General features: G+C 32.2%; 11 protein-coding genes. 8 read left to right on the top strand and 3 right to left on the bottom strand.

Going from position 1 to position 12,538, the window contains the following annotated elements:
- Positions 1-61: 61 nt before the first annotated feature.
- Entirely contained in the window at positions 62-1,609 is a 1,548-nt protein-coding gene (locus tag ACGLWY_RS10345) for an Rne/Rng family ribonuclease (protein ID WP_396619593.1), read from the bottom strand.
- A 421-nt stretch (positions 1,610-2,030) separates the two neighbouring features.
- Entirely contained in the window at positions 2,031-2,321 is a 291-nt protein-coding gene (locus tag ACGLWY_RS10340; protein WP_117173525.1) for an HU family DNA-binding protein, read from the bottom strand.
- Positions 2,322-2,460: 139 nt separating this feature from the next.
- Here ACGLWY_RS10340 and mutY point away from each other — a divergent pair, with 139 nt between their 5' ends.
- From mutY to gldD, 4 genes are all read left to right on the top strand, one after another.
- On the top strand, positions 2,461-3,504 hold the full coding sequence (mutY, locus tag ACGLWY_RS10335) for an A/G-specific adenine glycosylase (protein WP_396619592.1): 1,044 nt from the start codon (positions 2,461-2,463) through the stop codon (positions 3,502-3,504).
- Between the two features lie 269 nt (positions 3,505-3,773).
- Complete coding sequence (locus tag ACGLWY_RS10330) at positions 3,774-4,220, top strand: single-stranded DNA-binding protein (RefSeq protein WP_396619591.1); 447 nt, start codon at positions 3,774-3,776, stop codon at positions 4,218-4,220.
- Positions 4,221-4,272: 52 nt separating this feature from the next.
- A complete protein-coding gene (locus ACGLWY_RS10325; RefSeq protein ID WP_396619590.1) occupies positions 4,273-5,577 on the top strand; it encodes a gliding motility-associated protein GldE in 1,305 nt (434 codons plus the stop codon).
- A 130-nt stretch (positions 5,578-5,707) separates the two neighbouring features.
- Positions 5,708-6,313: a gliding motility lipoprotein GldD gene (gene gldD / locus ACGLWY_RS10320; RefSeq protein ID WP_396619589.1), complete on the top strand. Its 606-nt coding sequence runs from the start codon at positions 5,708-5,710 to the stop codon at positions 6,311-6,313.
- 1,023 nt (positions 6,314-7,336) lie between these two features.
- Here the strand turns inward: gldD and ACGLWY_RS10315 are convergent.
- A complete protein-coding gene (locus ACGLWY_RS10315) occupies positions 7,337-7,714 on the bottom strand; it encodes a heavy-metal-associated domain-containing protein (protein WP_396619588.1) in 378 nt (125 codons plus the stop codon).
- Between the two features lie 381 nt (positions 7,715-8,095).
- On the opposite strand from ACGLWY_RS10315, the gene ACGLWY_RS10310 reads away from it, so the two are divergent.
- From ACGLWY_RS10310 to ACGLWY_RS10295, 4 genes are all read left to right on the top strand, one after another.
- On the top strand, positions 8,096-8,539 hold the full coding sequence (locus ACGLWY_RS10310) for a DUF4199 domain-containing protein (RefSeq protein WP_396619587.1): 444 nt from the start codon (positions 8,096-8,098) through the stop codon (positions 8,537-8,539).
- Positions 8,540-8,645: 106 nt separating this feature from the next.
- A complete protein-coding gene (gene rplU / locus ACGLWY_RS10305) occupies positions 8,646-9,188 on the top strand; it encodes a 50S ribosomal protein L21 (RefSeq protein WP_396619586.1) in 543 nt (180 codons plus the stop codon).
- Between the two features lie 25 nt (positions 9,189-9,213).
- Positions 9,214-9,474, top strand: a complete 261-nt coding sequence (rpmA, locus tag ACGLWY_RS10300; RefSeq protein WP_117173543.1) for a 50S ribosomal protein L27 — start codon at positions 9,214-9,216, stop codon at positions 9,472-9,474.
- Positions 9,475-9,688: 214 nt separating this feature from the next.
- Complete coding sequence (locus ACGLWY_RS10295; protein WP_396619585.1) at positions 9,689-12,535, top strand: TonB-dependent receptor; 2,847 nt, start codon at positions 9,689-9,691, stop codon at positions 12,533-12,535.
- Positions 12,536-12,538: the final 3 nt, after the last annotated feature.

Below are 12,538 nucleotides of genomic sequence, written 5' to 3'. Positions count from 1 at the left end.
ACTAATAAGATACAGTTTAAAAACAAAAAAACCCCTTACTAAATAGTAAGGGGTTTTTAAGTTATTTAATTTGATTACCATCTTTATCAAAAAAGTGATATTCTAAATACGTGTAAGCATCTCTTGGTAAAACTTTAACCCATTTTTTATGTTCAAAAAACCATTTTGAACGTGTTGATGGAAAACCTTTTGTTAAAAAGGCCGCTATAAAAGGATGTGTGTTTAAGGTCAGCTTTTTATAGTCTTTTTTTAATAGTTGTTCTAGGTCATGTGTTATTTTTGTCACAATTCCTATAGGCGCATCTACCTCAGAACCATTATTTACCTCATCAGGGTTTTCTTCCTGGGTTTTAATGTTCATTTCTGGGCGAACGCGCTGTCTTGTTATTTGTATCAAACCAAATTTACTTGGAGGCAATATTTTATGTTTAGCTCTGTCATCCTTCATTTCGTCACGAAGGTGATTAAATAGCTTTTGCCTGTTTTCAGCACTGGTCATATCGATAAAATCTACTACTATAATGCCTCCCATATCACGTAATCGTAATTGGCGTGCCATTTCGGTAGCAGCTATTAAGTTAACTTCTAGTGCCGTATCCTCTTGGTTATTGGCTTTGTTAGATCTGTTTCCACTATTTACATCTATAACATGTAAAGCTTCGGTGTGTTCTATTATTAGATACGCACCTTTTGCCATAGAAACGGTTTTTCCAAAGGAGGTTTTAATTTGTCTTTCAATCCCAAATTTTTCAAAAATGGGAACATTTGATTGATACAATTTAACTATTGATTCTTTGTTTGGTGCAATTTCTTGCACGTAATCTTTAATTTGAATGTAAAGCGCTTCATCATCAACATGAATACTTGTAAAAGTGTCGTTGAATATGTCTCGTAAAATAGACGAGGCTTTATTCATTTCACCTAATACTTTACTTGGATGATGTGCTTTGTGTAGCTTTTTACACATTGCCGTCCAACGACTAAGCAAATTTTGTAAATCTCTATCTAGTTCGGCTACTTTTTTGCCTTGTGCTACGGTGCGTACAATAATGCCAAACCCCGGTGGCGTAATGCTTTTTACCAATCGTTTTAAGCGGTCTTTTTCTTCTTTGTCTTCTATTTTTTGAGAAATAGAAATACGGTTGGAAAAAGGCACTAAAACAATATATCTACCAGCAATAGAAAGCTCTGAGCTTATTCTAGGGCCTTTGGTCGATATGGGTTCTTTTACTATTTGTACCAATAGCGATTGATTTGATTTTAAGACATCAGAAATCTTTCCGTCTTTATCAATATCTTTTTCAAATGGAAAATTTTTTAAAGTAAAATCTTTTAGTTTACCTGTGCTTACACTTTTTGTGAACTTTAAAAGCGAAGGTAGCTTTGGACCTAAATCATGATAATGCAAAAACGCATCTTTTTCATAACCTACATTAACAAATGCAGCATTTAGTCCAGGAACAGCTTTTCTTATTTTGGCTATAAACACATCACCAACCGAAAAGTTATTACCATCTTCCTCTTTTTGTAATTCAATAAGTTTTCCATCTTTTAATAAGGCAAAATCAACGTGCTCGGAACTAGATCGAATAATCAATTCTTTATCCATTAAGTTAATTTTTATCCATACTTTCAGAATAAAGTTAAAAGTTAAAAGTTAAAAGTTAAAAGTTTTAAAACTAGTAACCAGCAACTAACAACTAACAACCATCAACTAAACCGTATAGATGGATTAAACAATATTTTTCACAGGATTTTTAATATCCGTGGAGTTCATAAAACACTAAAAAGTGTCTAAAAATTTAATGAACTCATTTCAAAGAACTTTGTTGTTTTAAACCGAAAAAAGTAGTTTATATAACTACTTTTTAAGTCTTATTTTTTCTTTTTGTGACGGTTAGCACGTGCACGCTTTTTTCTTTTGTGCGTTGCTACCTTATGTCTCTTACGTTTTTTACCACTTGGCATAAATAGTGTATTTTTTGATTAATAATTTATCTAATGCTGAAACAATTTCAGCCAATGCGTTTTTATTTTACGTCTACATTTGTTTTAACGCCCTCAACAAAAACTTTTGCTGGCTTAAATGCAGGGATATTATGAGATGGTATTTTTATGGTAGTATTTTTTGAAATGTTTCTACCTGTTTTTTCAGCTCTTGTTTTAATAATAAAGCTACCAAAGCCTCTTAAGTAAACATTATCACCACTTTCTAAAGAAGACTTTACTTCTTCCATAAATGTTTCAACAGTTGCTTGAACATCACCTTTTTCAATTCCTAATTTATCAGAAATTTTTGCTACTATATCAGCCTTAGTCATTTTAATATATTTTTTTTAAGTTACTATAAATTTTAAAAGGGATGCAAATATAGGAATTTAAAATTCAATATTTCAAACCTAATTCATTAAAATTTAAGATTATAAACGTTTATTTTTGTTCGCAGCATTTATTTAATTAATGATATTTTCAAAAACTTTAAACCACTGGTATTCAAATAATAAACGAGAGCTTCCTTGGAGGCAAACAAAAAACCCTTATTACATTTGGTTGTCAGAAATTATTTTACAGCAAACACAAGTGGCTCAAGGGCTGCCATATTATAGCAAATTTATAGAAGAATTTCCGTCGGTTTTTCATTTAGCTAACGCCGAAGAAAGTAGTGTTTTAAAATTATGGCAAGGGTTGGGTTATTATTCTCGAGCAAGAAATTTACATGCTACAGCAAAATATATTGCCAACGAGCTAAATGGAGAATTCCCAAATACTTATAAAGAATTATTAAAACTGAAAGGTATTGGAGATTATACAGCAAGTGCCATTGCATCCATTTGCTTTAATAAAACTGAAGCGGTGGTAGATGGAAACGTATACAGAGTCTTGGCACGTTATTTCGGTATGGATATACCTATTAACTCTTCAAAAGGCGCAAAAGAGTATAAACAATTGGCACAGGAGTTAATTGATGAAAAAAATCCAGCAGAATTTAATCAAGCTATTATGGAATTTGGTGCTACACAATGCAAACCACAAAGCCCCGATTGCCCTATTTGTCCTTTTAAAACCAGCTGTATTGCTTTTAATAAAAACAGAATTAGCGAATTGCCTGTTAAAATAAAATCCGCAAAAGCGAAAAAAAAGTATTTTAACTTTTTGGTTTTTATAGATAAGGATGGAAAAACCATTTTAGAAAAACGCGAGGGTAAAGGCATTTGGCAAAACTTATATCAGTTTCCTTTAATTGAAGCAGGCAAAAATTTAGAGTTTGAAGATTTTAAAAAGTTAGCTCAAAATCATCATTTGCTGAAAGAATCTTCGTTTGAATTGTCTCTTTATAATGATGATGTTATTATTCATAAATTATCCCATCAACATTTATATACCAAATTTTGGATTGTAACAGTCAATGGTTCTTTAGATAATGGAATTCCAATAAATAAAATACATACATATGCGGTGCCTATTTTAATTGGTAATTTTATTGAATATTTTAATTTTGATTAGTTTAGAGCCTGTTTAAATTTATATCAATTGTTTTTCTATGCCCCTTTTTGCGCCTAATTTCGTTGAAACCTCATCAAATGGCCCTGCCATTATCTTCGATTTCGCCTCATTTTGCATCAAAAATGACCTATAGAAGATCCAATCATACAAATTTAAACGGGCTCTTAATGCTAACAATCAAAATTTTTATTAATTTTAAAAAACGGGAAAGCAAGTCTTTAAAATGCAAAGCAATTCAGTAATTTTGCTCTCCTATAAAAACAATAAGTATGTCTGGAACATTAAATAAAGTGATGCTGATTGGGCATTTGGGTGATGAAGTAAAAATGCATTACTTTGAAGGTGGTGGTTGTATTGGTAGGTTTCCTTTGGCAACAAACGAAACATATACCAGCAAACAAACCAACGAGCGTGTTACCAATACCGAATGGCATAACATTGTCGTTAGAAATAAAGCTGCCGAAATTTGCGAAAAGTATTTAAGTAAAGGCGACAAGGTATATATTGAAGGTAGATTGAAAACCAGAAAATGGCAAGACGAAAGCGGAAACGATCGGTATTCAACCGAAATTCAATGCACAGACTTTACCTTTTTAACTACTAAAAAAGAGAGTGAAGGAAATGCTTCCAACACAGTTACTGCACAAAAGCCTGCTGAAAAGCAACCTGAAGCCCCAGAACAAATTGGAGAAGAAGATGACGATTTACCATTTTAATAATAAATGTCTCGAGACAACGAGATACTTTGTGTAACTAAAACCGTATTACTTGGATCCTGACCCCGCAAGTTTTAAAAGTTTAATGATTGCAGTTGATTTTTCAATTGTTTTAGGCATCGTGTTATTATTTCTACTTTTGCTTTGTTCTGCACTTATTTCTGGTGCCGAAGTTGCCCTTTTTTCGCTTTCAAGAACGGATATAGAAAAAGGATTGGAAGCAAAATCTAAACGTATTCAAATAATAACAAATCTGTTAGAGCGTCCTAAAAAATTATTGGCTACCATATTAGTAGCAAACAATTTTATAAATATTGCCATTGTTATTTTGTTTGCCTATTTGGGTAGCGATATATTTTCAGGTATTAATTCACCTATAATAAAATTTGTAATTGAAGTTGTTGTTGTAACTTTCTTAATTTTATTGTTTGGCGAAATTTTACCTAAAATTTATGCCAGTCGAAACAATTTGAAGTTTGCAACCTTTATGGCATACCCGCTAAGGGTTTTAGATGTATTGTTATCGCCTTTAAGCTTACCCATGCGTGGTTTAACAATAATCATACACAATAAACTGGGCAAGCAAAAATCTAATTTAAGCGTCGATCAGCTATCACAAGCACTAGAACTTACAAGTAAAGAAGACACCACCAAAGAAGAACATAAAATACTGCAAGGTATTGTCTCTTTTGGTAACACAGACACCAAACAAGTTATGCGCCCACGCATTGATATTTTTGCACTAAACATTGAACAGAAATACACGGAAATTTTACCAGAAATAATAAAAAACGGTTATTCGCGTATTCCTGTTTTTAAAGATAATATAGATTCCATAGAAGGCATACTTTATGTAAAAGATTTGTTGCCGTATATTGACCGAAAACAGTTTGATTGGACAACCTTAATAAGAGAACCCATTTTTGTGCCCGAAAACAAAAAGCTGGATGATTTAATGGCAGAGTTTCAAGAGAAAAAAGTGCATTTGGCAGTGGTGGTTGATGAATATGGAGGAACTTCTGGGCTTATTTCCTTAGAAGATATTATTGAAGAAATTGTAGGCGATATAAGTGATGAGTTTGATGATGAAGATTTGACCTATTCTAAATTAGACGACAATAATTTTGTGTTTGAAGGAAAAACGACCTTAAAAGATTTCTATAAAATTATTAAAGTTGAAGACGAAACCGTTTTTGAAGATAATAAAGGTGAAGCCGAAACCATAGCAGGTTTTGTTTTAGAAATATCGGGCAGTTTCCCAAAATTAAACAGTAAAATACTATTTAAAAATTATATTTTTAAAATTGAAGCCTTAGATAAAAAACGAATAAAACTCATAAAATTTACTATTACATAATGAACTCATTTAAGCTTTTTTCAATTGGCTAAAAATGACTAATTTTCGCTTCGATCAAAAAGCTTAAATGAGTTCGTTCTATATTTTATTATTGCACCCAAAAGACTGAATACTGTAACCCGATAACTTCATGATTTTAAAATTGAAAAGCGCATATTTATTTAAAAGTTTAATAACGGTTTGTCTTTTTATTTTAGTGTCTTGTGGGCAAGATTATATTCCAAAGCCTAAAGCTTATCTAAGGTTAGATTATCCTAAAGCACAGTATAAAAAAATTAATATAGACGTACCTTTTTATTTTGAAACAAACCATTTAGCTTCTAAAATTAAGTATAAAAAGTTAGCTGCAGCTAAAGAGAGTTATGGTATTAACATAGAATACCCTACACTAAAAGGCACTATTTTTTTAACCTATAAGGCGATAGATGGCGATTCGAAAATCTTAACCGAATATCTTAGAGACGCCCAAAAATTCACTTTAGAACATACCATTAAAGCAGATGAGATCCCTGTATTTCCGTATGAAAACAAAGAAAGAAAAGTATACGGTATATTTTCTGAAGTAAAAGGAAACGTGGCATCGCCTGCACAATTTTATGTCACTGATAGTGTTCAGCATTTCTTGGTAGGGTCCCTTTATTTTTACGCTAAACCTAATTACGATTCTATTTTACCAGCAGCAAACTATTTGCAGAAAGACATGGCACAAATAATGGAAACAATAGTTTGGAAATAAGCTATAGATATATAAAATAGTTAATATATTTATATTATCAATTTTTCGTAAATAAAATCGATATAATTTCATATAAATATTTTTTCAAGGCAATTGTATGAACATTTCTTATTTTTTTTGTTAAAAAAATATTATATTGCCCATATATTTTATTTGTAATAATGTTTTACACATTTTTTAATAAAAGTAATTCACATAGCTCCAAACACATTTGAAAACTTTTAGAACCGTAGTAATAGAAGAGTTATGGAAATTACTTAACCAGAAAATATTAGTGAACTTTATATTTTTTGGCATTGTTTTTCTAGACGCTTTAGGGGCTATTATGCCAAAGTATTTAGATAGAAAGGTGACAATGTTCGCCGCTTTTCCTTTAATTCTTTATATATATATCTTAAATGCAAGTAAAAAGAATATACTATTTATAATCTCATTGATTTTTAATTTTTTAGGCATCTACAATTTCAACAATCCCTATGAAAGATATAATTCTGCAGGGTTAATTTACCACACCGTTGCTTTCTTTATTTATTGCATTATCTTCTTCAAAGATATCCAAATAGTTAATTGGAAGACAGTTCTAAAATTAACCATACCAATAGTATTGTTTATATTGATATCTGTAAGTATATATTCTGATGGAATGCATGCAATGCTTGTTTTTAAGGAAACCATATTGTATGTTTCTTCTGCAACAATATTTATGCTTGGCACATTTTTACTGCCCTTAAACAAAAAAAATAACGTTAGCTATATTCTAATGTTCTCAGGAATTTCCATCTTGTTAAGTTCTGTTTTTCAAGGATATAACCTATTCTTAGAAAAGAATAGATTTCTCGGTTTTTTTGCGGTTATATTTTTTAATTTAACTCACTACTTAGTGTGTTTGTATTTGATAAAAAAATCCCCTAGATTATCCTTTACTCAAAAAGACGAGTAAGTTTTAGAAACCCTTTTTTACTTCAAAATATTCTGCAAGAAGTTATGATTCTGCTTTTGTAGTACAACCCTTTATCATGTTTTTCAGTTAGTGGCCACTACTTTCATATGGCTAACCTTATAAGTATCTGACACTTTAGTAACCGTTTCTTCTAATAAAACAGGTGTTACTTTAGCTATATTGTATTCAACCATAGCTAATTTTTTATCAAAATCAACAGTGGCAGATTTTACACCGTCCATCTTAGCAATTTTCTTTTCAATTGTTTTAGCACAGCCTATGGCGCAAGTCATCCCATCAATAGTGAATTCCGCTTTAGCGTAGGTAGCGTTTGGGTCTGCCGCTTTAGAAATTTCTGTTGCTACTTCAACAGTTTTAACCTCTGGTTTGGTTTCGTTTTTACAACTCATAACAAATAATGCCATGGCCCCAACCATCATGATGTTTTTTATTGATTTCATCTGTTTATATTTATTTAGTTCACTAAAATATTATTTGTCAGCCGTGTTCACTGATACGCTTCGCAGTTATTTTTTAATGGTCAAATGTTACATCCATAATCATACTCCTATGTGTTAAAGGTACCTTTAGCATGGATGTTTCATCATTTCTCAGTATTTAAATTCAGGCAAATTTACTAAATAAAGAGGTTTGGCAATTATAAACCTATATTAAAAAGTACTTAAAAATTATTTTTTTACCAAAATTTTCACGAAATTTAATAGCATAAATCGTTTTAAAACAAAATAAACAACCCAAAGCTATATTAATTATAGTGATGAATTTACTAACTGGTTCATCAACTAAATATTATTTTCTTAAATAAAATTAAATTTTAGCGCATGAAAAAAATATCGATTCCCATTAGGTTTGGACTTGTTACAAGTGCTGTATTAATTGCTTATTTTTTAATCTTAGCATTATTTAACAAGCATATAAATCCAGTATATAGTTTCTTTAATGCTATAATAACTACTTTTGGAGTTTATGAATCCGTAAGGTTAAGTAAACTTGAAAATCCCGAAATGTTTTCTTATGGCGAAGGCTTTAAAACAGGACTTATTACAGGCTTTATTGCCACTATACTTTTCACCACTTTCTTCTTATTTTATGCAACCGAATTTAGTCCCGGTTTTTTACCGGAACTACTTAAGGAAATGCACGGTGGTTTGGGGGCAGATGTTGGCTTGGTAACATTTGTGGTGGCCATTATGGGGCTTGCAACTACGGTAGTTGCAACACTTACTGTTATGCAGCTTTTTAAAAACAGTAAAAAACTTGCCTAAAAGAAACAAAACGTTTGCAGATTAATTAATTAGCAGTATATTTGCACCCGCCTTCCGTATAGGTAGGTCTATTTTTGAACAAAATTAATTAATAAAACGTTACGCTATGTACGCAATTGTAGAGATAGCAGGGCAACAATTTAAAGTTGTTAAAGACCAAAAGGTTTTTGTACACCGTTTACAAACAGAAGAAGGAAAGCAAGTAGCTTTCGATAATGTACTTCTTATTGGTGATGGTGACAATGTAACTGTAGGCGCCCCAGCTATAGACGGAGCTCAAGTAGGAGCAAAAGTCTTAAAGCACCTTAAAGGTGATAAAGTGATAGTTTTCAAAAAGAAAAGACGTAAAGGTTACCGCAAGAAAAACGGTCACCGTCAATCTTTAACTGAAATCATCATTGAAAGCATTGCTGCTTCGGGAGCCACAAAGGCTGCCAAAGTTGAAAACAAAGGAGCAATAAAGGCTGCCAAAGTTGAAGCTAAAAAAGAAACATCCGCTAAAGTAGAGAAAAAAGTTGAAGCTAAAGCTGAAGTTACTCAAGATTTAAGCAGTTTAACAGTTGCTGAATTAAAAGAAATGGCAAAAGCTAAAGGCATTGAAGGAATCGCTTCAATGAAAAAAGCTGATTTAATTGCTGCTTTAAGTTAATTTTAAAATATAAAATCGAAATAAAATGGCACATAAAAAAGGAGTCGGAAGTTCGAAAAACGGTAGAGAATCAGAATCAAAACGCTTAGGTGTTAAGATTTTTGGTGGTCAAGCTGCAATAGCTGGAAACATTATCGTAAGACAAAGAGGAAACACACACCATCCAGGTGAAAACGTATATTCTTCAAAAGATCATACATTACACGCTTATGTTGATGGCGTTGTAAAATTCACAAAGAAAAAAGACAACAAATCTTATGTTTCTATAGTACCTTTTGAGGTTTAGGAAATAATTTTCTTTTAAAGTACAAGCCCTTTCCGTTTCCGGAAAGGGCTTTTTGTTTGTTTTAAATTAGCTTTTCTGTAAGGTTTTTTAAATGTTAATTAATTGCAAAGTTTGGCCAATAGCCTTCTATATTTAACACTAGCATAAATAAGACTTAAAACACTTTGCGTATCTATTTTGTTATTTCGCCCCAATAACTAATCAACAAAATAACATGAGAAAAGACTATGTATTATTATTAATTACGTTCGTGTTTTCGTTTGCAACTTTTGCGCAAAATGGAAATATAAAAGGTGTTATAACAGATGAAAACGGCATTGCTGTACCTGGAGCAACTGTAGTGATTGAAGAACTAAAAAAAGGAGCTGTTTCAGACTTTAACGGAAATTTCACAATCGTTGATGTTCCTGAGGGTCCATATAATCTATCCATTAAATATTTAGGATATTCAAATTTTAAAAAAGAAGCTGTTGTATCTAATTCAGAAACAACAACTTTATATGTTACATTAAGCTCAAAAAACACCGAATTAGATGAAGTTGAAATTACAGGATACTCTTTAGGTGGACAGGCAAGAGCTTTGAACACTCAAAAGAACAAACAAAATATTACTAATATTGTTTCAACAGACCAAATAGGTAAATTCCCAGATGCCAATATTGGAGATGCTGTAAAACGGATTCCTGGGATTACGATGCAAGTAGACCAAGGCGAAGCACGTAACATTATTATTCGTGGGTTGTCGCCTCAATTAAATTCCGTAACATTAAATGGAAGCCGTATTCCTTCTGCCGAAGGCGATAATAGAAATGTTCAAATGGATTTAATTCCAGCCGATATGATTCAAACCATAGAAGTTAGTAAAGCCATAACTCCAGATATGGACGCCGATGCTTTGGGGGGTTCGGTAAACTTAATTACAAGAACATCGCCTCGGGGCTTTCGTTTATCTGCAACGGCAGGTTCTGGAGTCAATTACATCACCAATAAAAGAATCCTTAATGGATCTTTTTTATTAGGTGATAGATCTAATAGTGGCAAATTTGGTTACATGCTTTCTGCATCTTTCAATGATAATGATTTTGGAAGTGATAACGTTGAAGCAGAATGGGAAGACCAATTTGAATATAATGCGTTTAATGATGAAGATAATTTACAGGAAGTAGATGTAAACCCGTATGCCAAAGTATCTGAGATTCGAGAGTATTTGGTGCAACGTATTCGTCGTAGTTTTTCAGCAAATTTTGATTATAAATTAAATGACAATAGCAACATCTACTTTAAATCCATTTACAATTGGAGGGATGATCGTGAAAATAGATTTCGCTTAGAGCATGAAATTTTAGATGGTGAAGATATTGAACCGGGCGATTTCACAGTGGATGGAAATGGTAATTTGACATCGTTTCCCGTAGAAGTCAAAAGGCAAACCAAAGGAGGTCTTGGTAACAACCGAAATAAAAACAGACGTTTAGAAGACCAGCGTATGTTCAATTTTAGTTTAGGTGGCGAACATTTGGTCAATACATTGCAAATAGACTGGATGGCTTCGTTTTCCAAAGCTTCCGAAGAACGTTTAAACGAGCGTTATTTGGAATATGAAAGTGAGTATGGCGTAGCATTCAATAACAATTTAGATAAACCTTTATTCTCACCATTAAACACGGCTGATGCTGCTTATAATAATTTTGAATTTAATGAGCTAACAGAAGAAAATCAATATACAGAGGAAAAAGATTTTAATGTGTTTGCCAACTTTAAATTACCACTAACTATATTTCAGCAAGAAGATGGCTTTTTAAAGTTTGGACTAAGAGCTAGATTAAAAAACAAAAACCGAGACAACGATTTTACAGAATATAGTCCAGTGAGCGCTGTTTTTGAATTTTTAGGAAGCATACCAACCCGCAATTATTCAGACACCGATTTTCTAGCAGGAAGTCAATATGCGATTGGTACTTTTGCAACTTCTGAATTCTTAGGAGAATTAAAATTAAATGATGCCGCACAATTTGAAGCAGAAGATTTACCTGAAGAATACCTAACTGCCAATTTTGATGTAGATGAAAACGTATATGCAGGTTATGCTATGACTAACCAAAAGCTATCCGATAAATTAAGTCTATTAGTCGGTTTAAGACTTGAACACACCAAAATTAATAGTATAGGGAACGAATTAATTTTTGATGTTGATGGTGACTATGCAGGAACAAATCAATTAAAAGAAGAAAGCTCTTATACCAATGTTTTACCTGGTTTGCATTTAAAATATGATGTATCAAGCAATACAGTTTTGCGCTTTGCGTGGACAAACACGTTGGCAAGACCAAACTATATAGATTTAGTACCTTATAGGGAAATTAACAATGAGGACGAAGAAATTTATTTAGGTAATTCTGAGTTAGAGCCAACAACCTCTATGAATTTTGATGTGATGGCAGAACGTTATTTTAAATCCGTTGGAATCCTGTCGGCAGGGCTATTTTATAAAGACATCCAAGATTTTGTGTATACCAGCCAGTCAGAAGACACCAATGGTTACGAAGTATATCAACCATTAAACGGTGAGGGGGCTACCGTATTTGGAGCAGAGTTTTCATTACAGCGTCAGTTGGATTTTTTACCCGGTTTTGCAAAAAACTTCAGCATTTATTTAAACTATACCTATTTAACTTCCGATGCCAAAGGCATTAAAAATGAAGATGGCGAAGATCGTAACGATTTAGACTTGCCACAAACAGCACCAAATATGTTTAATGCTTCTTTAGGGTATGCCAACAAAAGATTAAGCCTGCGTTTGTCTGGAAATTATTCAGATTCCTACATAGATGAAATTGGTGGTCGTGCTTTTGAAGATAGGTATTATGATGAACAATTCTTTTTAGACTTCAATGCCAATGTGTCGATAAATAAAAACTTAAGTTTATATGCAGATTTAAACAATATTTCCAATCAACCATTACGTTACTTTCAAGGAGTGAAATCTAGAACCATGCAAATGGAATATTATGGCAGACGCTTAACCTTTGGTTTAAAATACGATTTGTTTAAGAAAAATTAAAAA

Origin of the sequence: Mariniflexile sp. HMF6888 (assembly GCF_044335535.1) — a bacterium.
Classification (GTDB): Bacteria; Bacteroidota; Bacteroidia; order Flavobacteriales; family Flavobacteriaceae; genus Mariniflexile.
This window is presented reverse-complemented; position numbering and strand designations above follow the sequence as displayed.

What these genes read in the sequence shown, in the direction of transcription:
- ACGLWY_RS10345 (WP_396619593.1), bottom strand. Translation starts at nt 1,609, where the DNA reads ATGGATAAAGAATTGATTATTCGATCTAGTTCCGAGCACGTTGATTTT.
- ACGLWY_RS10340 (WP_117173525.1), bottom strand. Translation starts at nt 2,321, where the DNA reads ATGACTAAGGCTGATATAGTAGCAAAAATTTCTGATAAATTAGGAATT.
- mutY (WP_396619592.1), top strand. Translation starts at nt 2,461, where the DNA reads ATGATATTTTCAAAAACTTTAAACCACTGGTATTCAAATAATAAACGA.
- ACGLWY_RS10330 (WP_396619591.1), top strand. Translation starts at nt 3,774, where the DNA reads ATGTCTGGAACATTAAATAAAGTGATGCTGATTGGGCATTTGGGTGAT.
- gldD (WP_396619589.1), top strand. Translation starts at nt 5,708, where the DNA reads ATGATTTTAAAATTGAAAAGCGCATATTTATTTAAAAGTTTAATAACG.
- ACGLWY_RS10315 (WP_396619588.1), bottom strand. Translation starts at nt 7,714, where the DNA reads ATGAAATCAATAAAAAACATCATGATGGTTGGGGCCATGGCATTATTT.
- ACGLWY_RS10310 (WP_396619587.1), top strand. Translation starts at nt 8,096, where the DNA reads ATGAAAAAAATATCGATTCCCATTAGGTTTGGACTTGTTACAAGTGCT.
- rplU (WP_396619586.1), top strand. Translation starts at nt 8,646, where the DNA reads ATGTACGCAATTGTAGAGATAGCAGGGCAACAATTTAAAGTTGTTAAA.
- rpmA (WP_117173543.1), top strand. Translation starts at nt 9,214, where the DNA reads ATGGCACATAAAAAAGGAGTCGGAAGTTCGAAAAACGGTAGAGAATCA.
- ACGLWY_RS10295 (WP_396619585.1), top strand. Translation starts at nt 9,689, where the DNA reads ATGAGAAAAGACTATGTATTATTATTAATTACGTTCGTGTTTTCGTTT.